The organism is Aliarcobacter butzleri (genome assembly GCF_900187115.1).
In the GTDB taxonomy this organism is placed as follows: Bacteria; Campylobacterota; Campylobacteria; order Campylobacterales; family Arcobacteraceae; genus Aliarcobacter; species Aliarcobacter butzleri.
Map to the genome: position 1 here is coordinate 328,423 of NZ_LT906455.1, position 17,599 is coordinate 346,021.

Below are 17,599 nucleotides of genomic sequence, written 5' to 3' on the forward strand. Positions count from 1 at the left end.
TTACTTCTTACAAATATGGATTTGACTTGGTGTCATAGGTGTTTTATATGTTGTGTATGAATTTATTGATTTAAACCCAACTTCTTCAAATATATCAGATAATTCCATAGGTTTTAAGATATTTTTACCTTGTAAATTTAAAGATAAAAAGTAAAAAAAACTATTCTCATCAAGACTATTTTTTGTATCGATTTCAACATGACAACTTACTAATATACCGTTTGGATTTAAAGCATCATAAATCTTTTTTATTACCTCTTTTTTGTCTTTAAAGAAATAGAAAATATTACTACACCAAATTAAATCATAGTTTTTTCCAATATCATTTTTTTCAATATCTCCACTTAAAACAAAAACTCTATTTTGTAAGTTGTACTCATTTATATGTTCTTTTGTTATGTTTGTAACCTCTTCATAATCAAATAAAGTTGTTTTTATATTTGGATGATTTTTTGTAATTTCTAAACCAATAACTCCAGAAGAACAACCAAGATCCAACATTTTATTTAAGCTAGAAAACTCTTTTAGATTTTTTATAATATCAACTGCCATTGGAGCGATTAAATTTTTTTGTTCTTGTTTTAAAAACTTTTTTGAAGCATCTGCCCAAAGTTTTGGTATTTTTATTTCTTCTAACTCTTTTTTTTCTTCAAACATTGATTTCATCATTTTTTTACCATTTTCAGCTAGCTGTTTTCTATGTAAAAAAACATCACCACAATATGAAGAAGCTCCATAAATAAAAGATTCTTTAGCAAATTTTGTATTGAGATATTTGTCTTGATTTATGTCCAAAAGTTCCATAAAAACTAAACTATCTAATAATATTTTTGTTTTATGTTCATTTATATTTATTTTTGAAGAGATTATAAAAATTGTATTTATATTCTCTTCTATTAATTTAAAGATTTTTAACTCCAAAGCTAGTTCTAAAATCTCGGTTTTTTGTTGAGCTAATAGTAGTGATAAATAGTTGTTTATATTTTGCATTTTTAACCTTTTATTATTTTAAAAACAATTTTTTTTGAAATTGGTACAACAACACTAACAATTGGTATTGAAATAATAAAGGCTTTTATCCATGCTTCAATCCATTTTATAAAAAAATCATCAATAAGTCCTAAATTTATAAAGCTCACAATAAAGCTCATAATACAACTCATGATGAAACTCATCACAATAATAAAAACAAGTTTTTCATATTTCTTTTCTATCATTTAAACCTCTAAAATCTATATGCTAATTTGATACCAAACTCTTGTTCTGGTCTTAAAATAGTTGTTGTTCCACTAAAATATGCACCTATTGCATCATAATCTTTATCAAATAAATTATTTACATAAAAATATATATCAAAATCATTTGCTTCATAACCAATTTTTGTATCAACTAAACTATAAGCTTTTTGTGAAGTCGTATTGGCTTTGTCAAAATATGTTTTTCCATAACCATTAAAATCGACTCTTGCATATAAACCATTGTTTGCTCTATATAAAGTTCCAATATTGAAGTTATATTTTGGGGCAAGAGGGTTATAATTTCCACTATAATCACCAGCCAAATCTTTAAAATCATCAAAAGTTGTTTCATTTACTCCTGCACTTGCAAATAGACTTATTTCATCACTAATTACACCTTCTATTTCTACTTCAAAACCTTTTGAAGTTGCAGTTGCTGCATTTACCATATAAGTAGTACCAAGCATTGGTGTTTCTTCTACTTGCATATCTTTTATGTCCATAAAATAGATATTTGTGTTAAATTTTAAACGATTATCAAAAAACATTCCTTTATATCCAAGTTCATAAGAGATTAAATTTTCTTCATCATATGCTTGTGCGTTTGATGTAGCAAAAGGATTAAATCCTCCACTTCTATAACCTTTTGCTATTGTAAAATAGCTCATTTGATTTTCATTTATATTGTATTGAATTCCGATTTTTGGAGAAACACTGCTATAACTATTTTCTAAGTCAATAGTTGTGTTTTTAACTTCCATCTCTTTTTTTTCTTTGTCATATCTAATTCCTGCATTTAAAACCCAAAAATCATTTAAAGGATGAATGATATTTGTAAAAATCCCTATACTTCTAGAACTCATATCTTGTGGATTTGCAAATCCTGTTGGATTAAAAGGTGCAAATATTCTTGTATATAAGTCATCATCTTTTTTATCTAAATAAATTCCTGAGATTAGTTCTGTTTTATTAAATATAGTTTCATATCTAAACTCTTGAGAGATTGTATTTAATTCATTATTTTTATAAATATGTCTTAAAGTCAAAGGAGTAAAATCGGCATCTACTATCGCTTTATCTTTGTACTCTTTTTTTGTAGTTATTGATTTTATTTTAGAGTTTTCATCAATATTATAATTTACATTTAAAGCAAAAGTTGTATCTTTTGGAGTAGAACTTCCTTTTAAATTTGAAGTAACTTCTTTTTTGTTGTTTGTTGAACTCACCCAATTATGGTCACCATTATCTTCTTTGTTAATTGAAGATATTAATGATACATCTAAATTATCTGTTGGTGTAGCTCTTAAAATGAGTTTTGCATAATCACTTTTCTTGTCATTTATATATTCATTTGTAACTGTATTTTTTATAAATCCATCCTTTTCTTTATGTTTATAAGCTACTCCTGCATAAAATTTATCCTTTATTATTGGACCACTTACATTTAATCCAATATCTTTTCTTCCTTCATTACCTATTGTTGAGAAGATTTTTCCTCTCGTTTCATTATTTGGTTGTTTTGTTATGATATTTATAACTCCTGCTTCGCTATTTTTACCATATAAAGTTCCTTGTGGTCCTCTTAAAACTTCTATTCTTTCAATATCACCAATTGCATCATCAAAACCAAAGGCACTAGTAGTAGGAACTCCATCAACATACAGCCCAACAGGGGTTGAATATGATAAAACATTTCCACTTATTCCTCTAATAGAAGGAACTATTAAGCCTTCTTGTCCAGTATTGTAAAGCATCAAGTTGGGAGTATATTTTGCAATATCTTCCAAACTATCAATAGATTTATCTTCTATTGACATTTCATCAAAAACAGAGACAGAAATAGGTACTTTTTGTACATTTTCTTCTTTTTTTTGAGCTGTAACAGTGATTGCCTCTAAAGTTGTAGTTTCTTCTTTTGCTACTAGGTTATTTGTTAATAATATAAAAGCTAAAAAAGATAGGTTAATAGTTTTTGATTTTATCATTATGTTTATTTCCTTTAATATAAAATTTATTTGCTCTAGTATATACTTCAGAAAAGTGATAGTCAATATCAAAAATATTCTAAAAGGTTTTATTTCTATTCTAAAAGGTAAAAATGACTAAATATTATTTAAAGGATTTGATTAGTTCAAATCTAAATAGCAAAAAAAATATCATAAAAAATAGTTTTCCACTTGAGATAGGAACTGATTATATGGAAAAGATATATATTCAAGATGGATTTTTATTTTCAAAAACAAATTACAATATAGAAAAACCTATCTTTTTAGAAGCAAAACAAGAAGAGCGAAAATTTGTAATCACTATATCACTCAAGGGAAACACTACATATATAAATAGTGGGGATAAAAAAATCATACCTTTCAAAGAAGGGTTTACTACAATATCACTCTTTGAAAATACACAAGGTTTTAGAGAGTTTAAAGATAAACAGATAAATCAAATTAGATTAATATTAAGTGAAAGTTTTTTAAGAAGAAATTTTCAAAAAAGCTTAGTTGAAAAATATTTTTTTAATAAACAAAATTTACAGTTGATAGATTTTAGATTAACTTCTATTCAATCTCAGTTTTTATTAAATGATATATTAAATTGCAGTCTTGTCGGTGAGTTAGCTAATATATATAAACAAGGTAAAATTTTTGAGTTATTATCTTTAGAAATTTCAAAGTTACAAAAAAATGAAGATGATATTTTTTTAGATGATTATGATAGAAGTGCAATTTTGAAAGCAAAAGAGATATTGTTGAATAACTTGCAAAATCCCCCGTCGATTGTTGGCTTAGCTAAAATGGTTCATTTAAGTGAGGTAAAATTGAAAAGAGGTTTTAAACAGATTTATAAAACTTCTCCTTATCAACTTTTAGTATCTCATAAAATGAACCTTGCAAAAAATATGCTTGAAAGTGGTGAATATAACATCAATGAAATAGCTTTGCAAGTTGGTTATAAGTTTGCAAATAATTTCACTAATGCTTTTTATAAAGAGTTTAAAATACGACCTAAAGATATTTTAAAAAAGTAAAATTTTAAGACCTATTAATATTAAAACAACTCCACCTAAAATTTCAGCTTTGCTTTCATATTTTTCACCGCCACGGCTTCCAACATAAACCCCAATATAGCTAATAATAAACGTTGTAAATCCAATAACAAATAGTGATAAATATATATTTAGATTAAATAAATGAAGACTATATCCAGCAGCCATAGCATCAAGACTTGTTGCAATTGCTAAAGTTAATAAAATTTTATTTGTGATTTGACTTATCTCTTCTTCTACATTTTCATTAAATGCTTCATAAATCATCTTTCCACCAATAGCAAGAAGTAAAATAAATGCTACGATTTTATCGTACCCTTGAATATACTCTCTTAATCCAATTCCACCTAAAAAGCCTAAAAATGGCATAAGTGCTTGAAAAATACCAAAAAACAATCCAGCTTTTAAAGCTAAAGCTTTTAAATTTTGCTTGTTTTTTATTCCAAGCCCAATAGAAACAGCAAATGCATCCATAGATAGAGCAAATGCCAAAATTAAAACTTCTAACATAAAATTCCTCTTTTTTTATATGAAAGCGAAATTATAACCAAAATAGCAAAAATTAAACTTGCGAATAAAAAAGGAAACTCTGGAGAGATTTTATATAAAACTGTACTAAGAAGTGGACCAACTATTATTCCAAAGCCTTGAGCTGATGATACAGTTCCTGCTGCAATTCCTTGTTCATTTGAATTTACACTATTTGAAGTAATTGCCATAAATGCAGGCATTATCATACCTAGTCCAATAGTTCCAATACAAAAAGCAAGAGTTAATTCAATTTTAGAAGATATAAGGCTTATTAAAAAATATCCTATTGTTGCGAAGATTGAACCTAAAATCAACCAAGATATAGATTTTACATTTTTTAGTTTTGAAACTACAATTTGTGTAGCTATAAATACAACACCAATTATTGCCAAAATATATCCAGTAGTTTTTGCAGTATCTATTTCATTCATTTGAAATTTATCTAAGATGAAAAAACCTAAACATACTTGTGAAGTAACAATACTAAACATAGTAATAAATGAAGCAATCATTGGAAGTCTTAATCTTTTATCAAAAAAATGTAAAGGTGTATCTTTTGTTTTTTGTATCTTTTTGTCTTTTTCCAAAAAGAAAAGAACCATAAAAACTGCAAGTAATGGCAAAATTGCAGCTGCATAAAGTGGAATTGCTAGTCCAAAACTTGCTAATGCTCCACCAAGGACTGGTCCTAAAATCATACCCAAACCATTTGATGCTCCAAGACTTGCCATATAAGAAGTTCTTTTTTGTGCTTCTACTTTATCTGCAATTAAGGCATTTGAAACTGGTGGAACAGCTGAATAAAATACTCCTATTAATAATCTTGTAGCTACTAAAACTAAAAGAGAGATAATAACAAGTGGAGGAGTTATAACTGCATAATTTACAAATATTGCTAAAAGTAAATAAGAGATAAAAAATCCAAAAATTGCAAGTAATAAAATGTTTTTTCTTCCATAAATATCACTTTTTTTGCCCCAAAATCTTGATAAAAAAATCCATGCAATTCCAGCAAGTGCAACCATAACTCCAGCATGCCACTCTTGTAAGCCTAAATTTCGCACTATTGGACCAACAACTGCTAAAAAAGCCATCATTGATGATACACATAAAATTGTAATAACCATTAAAGGTTTAATTTCTTTCATTCTTTTCCTTTTATTATATATTCTATTTTTGTTGATAAATACATAGATATTAAGCCAATTACGGCACAAATTAATATGATTTTTTCATAACCTAAAATTCCAGACATTGAAACAGACATAGAACTAAAAAATATTCCTGAAAACATATAAATACTATGTTGAATTGCAAACTGAGAAGCTGGAGTTTTTTTTGAAGATAAATCCATCATAATAGTGTTCATTAAAACTTGTGATGGAGTATAAAACATGAAAACTAATCCTATTACAAACATCACTAAAATATCATTGTTATGATGATTAAATAGCAATAACATCATTAAAATTCCTATAACTTGTCCAAAAGCAGCAAAAATTAAAATATTTTTTCTACCAAATTTATTTATAACATAAGAAGCACCAAAAGATGCTAGAAATCCTATTCCATATCCAACTATATGAACTGCAAAACCAATTTTGTCTAAAGCCCAACCTAAATCTACTAAAAGTGGAGTTGTAAGTCCAAAAGCTGAGCTAATAGTAACTGGATATACAAATAGTAAAATAAACCAAAGTTTTTTTTCTTTTGTTTTCCAAAAAGTAAAAAATTGTTTATAGTTGATTTTTTCTATAAAATAATCATGTTTCATTGTTGGTTCTGAAAAAAATATTATCTGAAGAAGAGAAATTGCTGTAACTATTGTCATGATAAACATAGTAAAATGCCAACCAATTTTAGAATATAGTATCAGTCCAACTCCTCCACCTAAAGCCATACCAATCAATCCTCCTGATGTTTTTATAGCATTTATTATTGAACGTTCTTTTTTGAAAGTTATTTTAAATGCAAAAGCATCAAGTGCAATATTTTGAGAAGCTGCAAAAAAAGCAAAAAATATTGCTAAAAAAATAATGATATTTAAGTGTTCATTTATATGCAAAATTGAAATTGCAAATATTGTTATTACCATTAAGGATTGAAAAATTATTATCCAAGCTCTATAATGACCCATTTTTTTGAAATATATTCTATCAATAAAAGGAGCCCACAAAAATCTAAATACCCAAAAAAGTCCAAGCATATAGATAAATCCAAGATTCTCTAAAGGAACTCCATTTTGTCTTAAAATACCAATAAAGGCTTCCATAAAAAAGCCTAAACCTAAAAATTGAGTAGTATATAAACTAAACAACAAGGTCATAGCTGACCAAGTTAATTTTTTTTTCACAAAGTTCCTTTATTGTTTATATTCCACTCTTTTACTCTTTGTTGAGCTTCAAACATAGAGTAATATTTCCCTTTTAATGAAACTAAATTTTCGTGAGTTCCACTCTCTTTTAGTTTTCCATCTTCAATAACTAAAATATTGTTTGCATGAGAAATAGTTGTTAGTCTATGAGCAATTACAATGACAGTACGATTTTTGATTAACTCATCTAAAGCAGCTTGAACTGCCACTTCACTTTGAGTATCAAGTGCACTAGTTGGTTCATCTAATATTACAATAGGAGAATCTTTTAGTATTGCCCGTGCAATACTTATTCTTTGTCTTTCTCCTCCACTTAAACTACCTCCAATTTCTCCAACTTTTGTATCATAACCTTTTGGTAGTCTTGAAACAAATTCATGTACAAAAGCAGCTTTTGAAGCAACTAAAACTTCTTCTTTTGTGGCATTTGGTTTTCCCATTTTAATGTTATTTAAAATGGTGTCATCAAATAAATATACATCTTGAAAAACAACAGAAATATAGCTCATCAAAGTATGTTGTTTCATTTGTCGTATATTGATATTTCCAATTTTTATATCTCCATTTGAAGGATCTGCATATCTCATAATAAGTTTTGTAATAGTTGTTTTTCCACTTCCTGATGGACCAACTATTGCAGTAAGAGAATTTTCTTTGATATTTAAAGATAAATTTTGCAAAACTTTTTGATTGTTGCTATCGTAACTAAATGAGACATTATCAAATGTGATATCAAAGTTTTTTGGGTTTTGTATTGGTTTTTGTATTTCAAACTCTTTTATATCAAGTAATTTTTTGATATTTCTAAATCCAGCTTCCATAATATCTAAAACAGCAGTAACTGCTAAAAAATTTGCCAAAGGTTCACTAAGTCTTGAAAGAATGATTAAAAGAGCAAGAAGGGTTGCCAGAGTTAATTCACCTTTTAAGATAAATATTGTTCCTATTGTTAAAATAAATAAAAACAAAAACTCTATTAAGGTATTCATTATAACCATTGGTATAGAAGAAGCAAATAATCCTTTTTTTTGAACTTCTCTTACAGTTGCTATTGATTTTTGAAGTTGTTTTGCATTAAGTCCAATTTGATTAACTGCTCTTAAAACAGGTAGTCCTTGTAAATATTCAACAGTATCAGCTTCAAGTGTTGCGTTTGCTTTTGTAACTTCTGTTTTCTCCCATTTTGTCTCTTTTCTACTCCATTTGTAAATAGGAATTGATAAAGGAATGGCAATTAATAACGCAATTGCAAGTATTGGGTTTATAAAAAATGTAGCAACTATAATAACAAAAGGTACAATTGCTATTTCAAAAAACATTCCTGCAATTATTCCCATATGTAAAACAGAAGCATCAACATCACTTGCTAATATTGAATTTAGTTCGCCCGTTCTATATGAGTACAATTTTTGTAAAGGCATAGTTTTTATCTTTTCACCTAATCTTACTCTTAAATCATGAGTTGTTTCAACTAAATCTCCTGAATAGTTAAAATTACTTGCTAGCCATTTAAAAATAAAAGAAAAAAGACTTAAAAGTACAATTACACCAAACCAAAATATAGTTTTATTTAAATCAAAATTATCACTAAAAATAGTATTTAATAAAGGATAAAAAAATGCAAATGCCAAACCTTGAAAAATAAAAGAGATGATAAAGTATAAATAACTTCTTTTTATTAAAGCTTCTTTTCCTTTTGCGACTTCAAGAGTGATTTTATAAGAGTTCCAAAATGAAGAAATTTTTTCTTTATACATTGTTTTTTCCTTTTTTATCTTCTATTTTTTCTAGGTTCCAAGAACTAGCTTTTTCATAGTTGCTCCAAAGTTTTGAATAGATACCTTGTTTCTCTAAAAGTTCATCATGTTTTCCAATTTCTGATATTTTTCCTTCATCAAATACAATAATTTGATCAGAATCTTTTATAGTAGAAAGACGATGAGCTATCATAATAACTGTTTTATTTATAGTTAAATTTGCTAATGCTTTTACTATCTCTTCTTCATTTTCAGGGTCTGCAAAAGCTGTTGCTTCATCTAAAACAATAATTGGAGTATTTCTTAAAATTGCTCTTGCTATTGTGATTCTTTGTTTTTGTCCACCTGAAAGATTTGTTCCTCTATCTCCTGCAAGTGTTTCATAACCATCTGGTAGACTCTGTATAAAATCATGAATTTGTGCAGCTTTACAAGCATTTACTATATCTTCTTTAGTTGCTTTTTCATTTGCCATTTTGATGTTATTATAAATTGTATCTTGAAATAAAAAAGTATCTTGAAATACGAAAGAGACTGTGTTCATCAAAGTTTCACTACTTAGTTCTTTTATATTAACATCACCAATTTTTATTTCACCACTAGTTACATCCCAAAATCTAGGAATTAGTTTTGCAACTGTACTTTTGCCCGCGCCACTTGGACCAACGAGCGCAGTAACACTTCCTTCTTTTGCCTTGAAACTTATATTTTTTAAAGCATATTTTTCAACGCTGTCATATTTAAAAGATACATTTTCAAATTCAATGTCATAGGTTTTTATAGTTTTTGTCTCTTTTGGAATTTCAAGAGATTTTATTTCTAAAACTTCTTGAATTCTAAGTGCTGATGCTTGAGATTTTTTTATATGGTTATTTATCCACATAAGTGGCATCATTGCATCTGCCATACCTGTACTTAAAAATAGGGCGCTTATAAATGCAAATAATTCAAGAGTTCCAAAATTTAAAAGATAAATACCAGTAATAAGAACGGCAATTAGTGTAGGAAGTGGACTTAAAATAATCATTCCAAGTTTTGCACTAAAAGCACTTATATTCATCCAATGTTGAAGGTTTGTTTTATATTCCAATAAAGCATCGTTATATCTTTTAAATGAAGTTGTTCCATCATCAAAAGTTCGTACAACTGGCATAGCTTGAGCAAACTCAATAACAGCTTTATTTATATTTGATTGACTTTTTTCATATTTTATTCGTAAAGTTTTTGAATCTCTCATGGAAAATGCCATAGTAATCCAACCTAAAATAAATACACTAAGAGTTGCAAGAGCAAATCTATAATCAATAATCAAAAGTATGATTAAAGTACTTATTGGGGCAACTATACTTTTTGCAATCATTGGTGTACTATCAGCAACAAAAGTATGTAAAGTTTTTACATCATCTTGCATAACTTTTTTTAAAGTTCCTGAACCATTTGAGATAATATATCCTAAAGGAACGGTTGCTAAATGTTGTGATAAGTTTGTTCTTAATATTTGTTCTAAGTGAAAAGCTCCTAAATGTGAAACTATAAATCCTGCTAATCTTGATACAAAAGCGATAATTGTTAGAATTGCTAATAAAAGTATAGTTTTGATTAAATCCAATTCAATACAAAAAATAATCAAAGGAGTGTTAATTAAAATATTTGATAAGGTAAGAGAAAGAAGTAATAAACTTGAAATCAAACTTATCGCACCAATACTAGCTAATAACATAGCTAATCTAATTTTGAATTTAACTGGGGACATAATAGCCCAAAGTCCTACTTTTTGTTTTTTCATAAATATTTCCTAAAAATTTTTAAGATAAAAAGTTTATAGATATTGATAAAATATATCAATATCTACTTTAGTTTAAAAGGATTATTTTTTATTTAATAAGTATTAAAATTTGTAAATTGCTCCAATTCCAAATCTTCTTGGATCATTAAACCCAACCCATGAAGAACCAGATTTTGACATGTATGAAGTTACATAATCTTCGTCTGTAATATTATTTACATAACTATAAATATCCCAGTTCTTGATTCTATAACCGATTTTAGTATTTGCAGTTATTCCTCCATCTGCTCTAATCAATCTATCATTATTTCCTCCATCAAGATAACTTGTATTTCCTCTAGCATTAAAATCTAATCTACCATAAAGTCCACTATTAGCTAAATATGATATTCCAAAGTTTGCTGTATAAGAAGGAGTATTTTCTATCTTTTCTCCATCATACTTTCTAGTTCCATTATCATAATCATCATATTTTGCTTGGATTAATCCAACTGCTCCAAAAAGACTTAAATTGTCAGTTAAAAAGTATGTTCCATCTACTTCTATACCTTGAGAGTGAGCTTTTTTAGCATTACTAGTAGCAAATACAGTCCCTCCCATAAGTTGTTTATAAACATGAATATCTTCTATATCCATTCTAAAAATACTTGTATTTAAAGCAAAGCTATCTCCTATATATTTTGCTCCAATTTCATAATTTGTAGATTTTTGTGGCTCAAATGTATTGTCTTGACCGTTTGATGTTGAAGGATAGTAGTTGAAACCTCCTGGCATATAACCTTTTGAAACTGATACATAGGTTGTTAAATTGTCATTGATTTTATATGAAAGTGCAGCTTTTGGCAAAAAAGTATTCCAAGTTTTTTCATCTTCATATGATACATCAGGTATTGACATACCTGCCCAACTTGATTTTGCAACAACATCTATTTCTTTATTTATTTTTTGATATCTTCCACCTAAAGTAAGTTCAAAATCTTCTCCTAATGGAATCATTGTTTGACCAAAAATAGCTTGAGTTTTGCTATCAGAATCTGAGTATGCATCTCCTACATAAACAGCTCCAAGATAGAGTTGTTCTGCACCATAAGGACCTTGTTTTCTATTTTCTTTATCAAAGTATAAACCTGTTACCCATTTTATATCTTGATTTTTACTTGATAATTTAAGCTCTTGAGAATAAGTATCAACCTTTGTATAGTTCCATTGTCTTAATCCATCATTAGCATTATCTGCCCTATTATCTGAATCAAATTCTGCATTTAGATCAAACTTTTTATGAGTTGATGTTGAATCAATTTTTACTTTTTCTAGTTCATAAGATAAATTTAATGCTTGTGATTTTACTTTTTGTTTATCCCAAGCAGGCACATCATAATTTGCATTTTCGGCATCTTTTCGTTTTAAGCTATTTATGTCAAGACTTGGATCTGAACTAAATCCATCCATAAAATAGTTTTTTGTATAGTTATCTGCTAATGTTAATTTTGCTGAAAGTTCATCTGTTGGTTTATATAGTAAAAAACCGCTTGTTTTTCTATCATTTTTTTCATTTGCATCTTCTTTCATTCCAGGATAATGATTTGTAATCCAACCATCTGAATGATTATATGAACCATTAATCCCAGCAAATAATTTATTATTTATTATTGCTCCACTTGTATTTAATTTTGTATTAAAAGTATTATCATTTCCATACTCTGCACCAATGTTTCCATGCCATTCATTTGATGGGGATTTTGTAGTTATATTTATAACTGCACCAATTGCATCTTTTCCATAAAGTGTTCCTTGTGGTCCTCTTAAAATTTCTATTTGTTCAACATTTGCTAAACTTGGATTAAAATCAAATCTATCATAATATGGCACACCATCTATATAAATAACAACAGGGTTATTATTTGTAAACATAGAAGCGTTTAATCCTCTAAATGAAGTAGTTGTTCCCATTCCCGTATTTGCCATAATATTCATATTAGGAACTTCTTTTATTACATCAGAGATATTTTTAATTCCTTTTTGTTCTATTGTCTCTTCATCAATTACAGTTATACTTTGTGGAACATCTTGTATATTTTCTTCCATTTTATTTGCACTTACTGTTATTTCTTCAAGTTTTGTTGTTTCATTTGCAAATAATAAAGAGCTTACAAATAAAGAAAATAAGATAATATTCTTCTTTTTTAACATATTGTTTCCTTTTCATCAAATTTTAAATAAGTTTGAATTATAATGATAGCTATTATCAGCTTCAAGAGTAAATTTAATATATATGGATTTTTTTTTAATATAAAAGGATAAAAATGTCTCACAATTTTACAATAGATGATATAAGTGAATTTATGAGTTCTTCCTCAAATAAAGAGTTTAATTTAACTTTTCCAGATAATTTTGGTTATATGAATTGTAAAAAAGAGATAGTAAGTGATGATATATATTTATTTAAAACTCATGCTCAAGCAAATAAAGATTTTTCGATACAAACAAATTCGAAAGTTGACAGTTTATTTATAAATATAATACTTGATGGAAAAGTTCAATATCAGTCAAATACTGATGATAAAATAGAAACTTTCAAAAAAAATGATACTTATATAAAGTATATAGATGAAGCTGATTCTATGACAGCATTAGATAAAAACTCTTTTTCTAAAGGACTTGCAATATCTATAAAGAATGACTTTTTAGAAAAGCAATTATCAACTTATTCGTATTTACTTGATAAGATAAAAACTTCTTCCTCTTTTATACATAGAGTAGATAATTCTCTTAATATAAAGTTAGCAAATGAACTTTTTAATTCACCTTTTACAAATGAATTACACAATATCTATTTACAAAGTAAAGTATTAGAAATAATTTATAATCAAATTAAAGAGTTTGAGAAATGTTTTTGTAAGAAAGAGTGTAATTGTGAAAAAATAAAACTTTCAAATGAAGATATACAAGCACTTTATAAAGCAAGAGATATTGTACTTTTAACTCACGATTTTCCAGATTTATCAACACTTGCTAGAAAAGTAGCTATTAATGAATTTAAACTAAAATTTGGATTTAAAAAACTTTTTAATACAACTGTTGGACAAATGATTCTTGAGCATAAGATGATTCATGCAAAACAGCTTTTAGAAACAAGTGAATTTTCTATTTTGGAAATTGCAAACTTTGTTGGATATAAATATCAACAAAGTTTTTCAAATGCTTTTTTTCAATTTTTTGGTCTTCGCCCAAAAGATGTTATGAAAAGTAGAAATTACTATTATTAAAATATCTAGTACATTATACTAGATATTTAAAACTCATATTTTACAGAAAATCTATAATCTCTTCCCATTTCATATCTATAAACATCTGCTTGATTTTTTGTAGATATTGTTGTGGCTTTTGCATATTGTTTATCTGTCAAGTTATTAACTGCAAAAAATAAAGTCCAATCTGAATTTAGTTTATATTTCATATTTATATCGTGAGTTGTATATCCTGCTCTATTTATTTCATTGTTATTACTATCTAAAACATCAGAACTTGCAACTGCGTTTAAAGTATAATCAATAGCTAAATCTTTTGTAATTTCAATACCACTATTCCAAATAAATTTTTTGCTATCATATCCACCAACTCTTCTTATATTTTGATCTTCATTTATATTAGCAACACCATTTGTATCGCTATTTACATTATTTGTATCAATTTGAGTATAAGCCAAACTTGTTGAAAAAATATCGTAGTTATAAGAAAGTTTTAATTCAAAACCTTTTGATTCAAAGTCATCTTCACGATTATAAATATCTTGTAAAGTTCTTCCTCCTTCTCCACTTCCGCAAATACCATTTTTACAATTAGTATCTTTTGATACTATCAAATCTTTTATGGTTGTTTTAAAAATATTCACATTGAAAGTTATATAATCATCATTTAAAAAAGTATCTCTTTTTTCATATTTATATCCTGTTTCATATCTTGTAGATTTTTCTGCTTCTAAATCTTTTGAATAAGTAGAACCTTTTTTAGTATTTAAAGCCCACGTAAAAGGAATAAGACCACTCATTCTACTTGCTTTTCCATAGTTTGCGTATATTAAAGAATTAGGAGTTATTGAATAATCAACTCCCATATTTGGAGAAAATGTATCATCACTTGCTTTTCCTAAACCAGTTTCAAAATCATATTTATCAAATCTTAAACCATAATCTATACCTAAAGAGTTAATTTGTGTTCTATTTTGAACAAATAATGACTTTGTTGATGAATCTAAATCTGAATATTGAGTAATATTTTTATCTAAATTATGAGGAATAAGTGGACCTTCACCATTTTCCTTTTGAAGTTGAGCTCCTAGTGATACTCTATTTGAACTTGAAGAAATATCAAAATCAAAATGATTTTGTACTTTTAATCCAATATTCTGATTTTCATATTTTTGATTTTCATCTTCTCTTTCTAAAGTTATATTTGTTAAATTTAAATCTGTATCTAAATTTATTAAATTATTAGGATTATAGTTATGTTGTAAAGCATAGTTTGTAGTAGAAGAAACAATCTTTTCAAGCTCTGATGGCAGTGGTCTATATTCTGTTCCTCTCCATCTTGTATCACCACTGTTTTCATTATGATTTATAGTTAATCTTAAATCGTGATCATTTGCATTTAGCATACTTATTTTAAATAAATAATCTCTATCATGATAAGCTGTTGCTATCTCTTCATTATTATTTCCATCTTTATAATTATCGCTATTTACTCCACTTACACTTGCATAAGCTCCTACATAATCATTAAAAACTTGATAAGTTGTTGCATTTCCATATTTTTGTTTGGCATTTGTATTGTAGCCTGTTTTAAAAATAGAGCCATAATTTTTATTTCCTTTTACAAAATCTTGGGCATCTTTTGTACTCATTTCTATACTTCCACCCAAAGCAGAATTTTTAGTTGCATCAGGTGCTGTTTTTATATCAACAATTTTTAGTAAATCAGGATTAATTCCTAGTTCATTACTTCTATGTTGAAACATATTTTTACCTTGTTTGGCTCCATCTAAAGAAATATTCAAATTTGAACTTTCAATTCCTCTTAAATATATTCTTTGCACATTTATAGCACCTCCACCAATTTCAATTGATGAATTATTTTTAAAAATTTCTTTAAAAGAGTTTGCTTGTTCTTGTTCAGTTTTTTCTAAATCAATATTCATAGAATTTGTTTTTAACTCTTTTTTTTCTTTTATTTCTATTTCATCAAGAACTGTTGTTTGTGCGAATGAAATGCATGGAACAAGAAGTGTAAGAGAGAGTTTTTTGATTTTATTATGATTAGATTTCATTATTTTCCTTTTATAATATAAATTAATGCAACTAAGTTGCAATGCAATTATATATTTTGCAACTTAGTTGCATCTTAAAGAATTGAGAATGAATATTAAATAAAAATTTAAGTTTTAAAGTTATACTATACCCCTTATGGTATATAAAATAAAAAAAAGGAATTGATGTGGCATATTGTTGTGATGTAGAAAGAAAAAAATTACAAAATAGAATAAGCAGAATTCATGGACAAATACACTCTTTAAAAAATAAATTTGATGATGAAAAATTTAAATTAGAAGAGGATCCTTATGAAACTATTAGGCAATTAACGGCGATAAAAGGAGCCGTTACAGGGATGATTACTTCATATGTTGAACATTTTGCAAAAGGGCATATGATAGAAAATATTAAAAATGGAACTCAAGCAGATGCAGAAGCACAAATTGATAATTTGCTTGAAATTATAAAAGTATATGGAAAATAAAAGGATATAAAATGGCAAATTGTGGATTTGGATTAAATGAACATAAACCTTTTTTAAATAAAGAATCAGAACATCACCACCATCATGATAATAAACATAAATTATCAAATAAGAATTTAGAACAAAATATTGAACAAAAATTTGTATTTAGTGCAAAACAAGAAAATCATATACATTCTCATGAACATGGTTGTGGACACGATCATGGAGTAGCAGGACATACTCACGATCATAGAGGAACTGATAAAAGAGTTTTAAAATGGGCTCTTGGAATAACAATGATAACAATGTTTTTGGAGTTTTTTTATGGATTTTTATCAAACTCGTTAGCCTTGATTTCTGATGCAATTCATATGTTTACTCACTCTTTTGCTTTGATTGTTTCACTATTTGCAATAATAATTGCAAGTAAAACAGCACCAATTTCTAAAACATTTGGTTATTATAGAGCTGAGGTATTAGCTGCATTTATAAATGGAATTACTATCGTATTATCAATTATTTGGATTATTTATGAAGCTATTGAAAGATTTTTAAATCCACAAATTATTGATATAAAAACAGCAATGATAGTTGCAATTATTGGTCTTATTGTAAATATTATTACTGGTGTTATTTTAATGCAAGGCGATAAAGATAATATAAATTTAAAATCAGCATTTATTCATATGCTAACAGATGCCTTATCTTCAGTTGCAATTATCATAGGTTATATAGTTATCTATTTTACTTCATGGTATTTTATAGATATTATTTTAGCTGTTATTGTAGCTCTTGTGATTGCAAAATGGGCAATTGATATTTTGAAAAGTTCAACAAATACTTTACTTGAAAGTTCTCCTGTTGATGTAAAAGAAGTTCAAGAGTATATTGAAAAAAATGAAAAAGTTTTAGAATTACATGATGTTCATATCTGGGAAATTACTCAAGATATGTATAATATGACAGCTCATGTGAAAATCGATAAAAAATATTTAGATGATTATGAAGAGATTTTACATAAAATAAATCACAATTTAAAAGAAAAATTTAAAATAGTTCACACAACTTTTCAGTTTGAGTGGTAGCTTTTTTTTA

General features: G+C 27.0%; 14 protein-coding genes. 4 read left to right on the forward strand and 10 right to left on the reverse strand.

Translation table 11 applies throughout. The features are described from left to right. From CKV87_RS01655 to CKV87_RS01665, 3 genes are read right to left on the reverse strand one after another with little or no spacing between them, the layout of a single operon-like run. Positions 1-990: a class I SAM-dependent methyltransferase gene (locus CKV87_RS01655; protein WP_012012166.1), complete on the reverse strand. Its 990-nt coding sequence runs from the start codon at positions 988-990 to the stop codon at positions 1-3. A gap of 2 nt (positions 991-992) precedes the next feature. Next, complete coding sequence (locus CKV87_RS01660; RefSeq protein WP_012012167.1) at positions 993-1,217, reverse strand: DUF2798 domain-containing protein; 225 nt, start codon at positions 1,215-1,217, stop codon at positions 993-995. Positions 1,218-1,225: 8 nt separating this feature from the next. Further along, positions 1,226-3,223 (reverse strand): TonB-dependent receptor, encoded by a 1,998-nt coding sequence (locus tag CKV87_RS01665; protein WP_041644861.1) that lies wholly within the window; start codon positions 3,221-3,223, stop codon positions 1,226-1,228. Positions 3,224-3,336: 113 nt separating this feature from the next. Here CKV87_RS01665 and CKV87_RS01670 point away from each other — a divergent pair, with 113 nt between their 5' ends. Further along, complete coding sequence (locus CKV87_RS01670; protein WP_012012169.1) at positions 3,337-4,266, forward strand: helix-turn-helix domain-containing protein; 930 nt, start codon at positions 3,337-3,339, stop codon at positions 4,264-4,266. On the opposite strand, the gene CKV87_RS01675 is transcribed toward CKV87_RS01670, so the two are convergent. From CKV87_RS01675 to CKV87_RS01700, 6 genes are all read right to left on the reverse strand, one after another. Next, entirely contained in the window at positions 4,255-4,794 is a 540-nt protein-coding gene (locus CKV87_RS01675; RefSeq protein ID WP_012012170.1) for a manganese efflux pump MntP, read from the reverse strand. The two genes, CKV87_RS01670 and CKV87_RS01675, sit on opposite strands and share 12 nt — an antisense overlap. Then, positions 4,788-5,963, reverse strand: coding sequence for an MFS transporter (locus CKV87_RS01680; protein WP_012012171.1), 1,176 nt, complete (start codon positions 5,961-5,963; stop codon positions 4,788-4,790). The genes CKV87_RS01675 and CKV87_RS01680 overlap by 7 nt, the downstream gene beginning before the upstream one ends. Beyond that, positions 5,960-7,168, reverse strand: a complete 1,209-nt coding sequence (locus tag CKV87_RS01685; RefSeq protein ID WP_012012172.1) for an MFS transporter — start codon at positions 7,166-7,168, stop codon at positions 5,960-5,962. The genes CKV87_RS01680 and CKV87_RS01685 overlap by 4 nt, the downstream gene beginning before the upstream one ends. Continuing rightward, entirely contained in the window at positions 7,165-8,946 is a 1,782-nt protein-coding gene (locus tag CKV87_RS01690) for an ABC transporter ATP-binding protein (RefSeq protein WP_012012173.1), read from the reverse strand. The genes CKV87_RS01685 and CKV87_RS01690 overlap by 4 nt, the downstream gene beginning before the upstream one ends. Next, on the reverse strand, positions 8,939-10,732 hold the full coding sequence (locus CKV87_RS01695; RefSeq protein WP_012012174.1) for an ABC transporter ATP-binding protein: 1,794 nt from the start codon (positions 10,730-10,732) through the stop codon (positions 8,939-8,941). The genes CKV87_RS01690 and CKV87_RS01695 overlap by 8 nt, the downstream gene beginning before the upstream one ends. A gap of 102 nt (positions 10,733-10,834) precedes the next feature. Then, entirely contained in the window at positions 10,835-12,922 is a 2,088-nt protein-coding gene (locus CKV87_RS01700; RefSeq protein ID WP_012012175.1) for a TonB-dependent receptor, read from the reverse strand. 113 nt (positions 12,923-13,035) lie between these two features. Here CKV87_RS01700 and CKV87_RS01705 point away from each other — a divergent pair, with 113 nt between their 5' ends. Beyond that, positions 13,036-13,998 (forward strand): helix-turn-helix domain-containing protein, encoded by a 963-nt coding sequence (locus tag CKV87_RS01705; RefSeq protein WP_012012176.1) that lies wholly within the window; start codon positions 13,036-13,038, stop codon positions 13,996-13,998. Positions 13,999-14,024: 26 nt separating this feature from the next. Here CKV87_RS01705 and CKV87_RS01710 read toward each other — a convergent pair whose 3' ends face one another. Beyond that, the gene (locus CKV87_RS01710; RefSeq protein WP_012012177.1) at positions 14,025-16,055 is read right to left on the reverse strand and encodes a TonB-dependent receptor domain-containing protein; all 2,031 of its coding nucleotides are present in this window, start codon (positions 16,053-16,055) and stop codon (positions 14,025-14,027) included. 167 nt (positions 16,056-16,222) lie between these two features. Between CKV87_RS01710 and CKV87_RS01715 the strand changes: the two genes are divergently transcribed. Both CKV87_RS01715 and CKV87_RS01720 read left to right on the forward strand, forming a co-directional pair. Continuing rightward, complete coding sequence (locus CKV87_RS01715) at positions 16,223-16,522, forward strand: metal/formaldehyde-sensitive transcriptional repressor (protein ID WP_004510401.1); 300 nt, start codon at positions 16,223-16,225, stop codon at positions 16,520-16,522. Between the two features lie 11 nt (positions 16,523-16,533). Then, positions 16,534-17,589, forward strand: a complete 1,056-nt coding sequence (locus CKV87_RS01720; protein ID WP_012012178.1) for a cation diffusion facilitator family transporter — start codon at positions 16,534-16,536, stop codon at positions 17,587-17,589. Positions 17,590-17,599: the final 10 nt, after the last annotated feature.

Excerpts from the sequence above, each read along its gene's own strand:
- CKV87_RS01665 (WP_041644861.1), bottom strand. The coding sequence starts at position 3,223 with ATGATAAAATCAAAAACTATTAACCTATCTTTTTTAGCTTTTATATTA.
- CKV87_RS01680 (WP_012012171.1), bottom strand. The coding sequence starts at position 5,963 with ATGAAAGAAATTAAACCTTTAATGGTTATTACAATTTTATGTGTATCA.
- CKV87_RS01675 (WP_012012170.1), bottom strand. The coding sequence starts at position 4,794 with ATGTTAGAAGTTTTAATTTTGGCATTTGCTCTATCTATGGATGCATTT.
- CKV87_RS01705 (WP_012012176.1), top strand. The coding sequence starts at position 13,036 with ATGTCTCACAATTTTACAATAGATGATATAAGTGAATTTATGAGTTCT.
- CKV87_RS01660 (WP_012012167.1), bottom strand. The coding sequence starts at position 1,217 with ATGATAGAAAAGAAATATGAAAAACTTGTTTTTATTATTGTGATGAGT.
- CKV87_RS01695 (WP_012012174.1), bottom strand. The coding sequence starts at position 10,732 with ATGAAAAAACAAAAAGTAGGACTTTGGGCTATTATGTCCCCAGTTAAA.
- CKV87_RS01720 (WP_012012178.1), top strand. The coding sequence starts at position 16,534 with ATGGCAAATTGTGGATTTGGATTAAATGAACATAAACCTTTTTTAAAT.
- CKV87_RS01710 (WP_012012177.1), bottom strand. The coding sequence starts at position 16,055 with ATGAAATCTAATCATAATAAAATCAAAAAACTCTCTCTTACACTTCTT.
- CKV87_RS01655 (WP_012012166.1), bottom strand. The coding sequence starts at position 990 with ATGCAAAATATAAACAACTATTTATCACTACTATTAGCTCAACAAAAA.
- CKV87_RS01670 (WP_012012169.1), top strand. The coding sequence starts at position 3,337 with ATGACTAAATATTATTTAAAGGATTTGATTAGTTCAAATCTAAATAGC.
- CKV87_RS01690 (WP_012012173.1), bottom strand. The coding sequence starts at position 8,946 with ATGTATAAAGAAAAAATTTCTTCATTTTGGAACTCTTATAAAATCACT.
- CKV87_RS01700 (WP_012012175.1), bottom strand. The coding sequence starts at position 12,922 with ATGTTAAAAAAGAAGAATATTATCTTATTTTCTTTATTTGTAAGCTCT.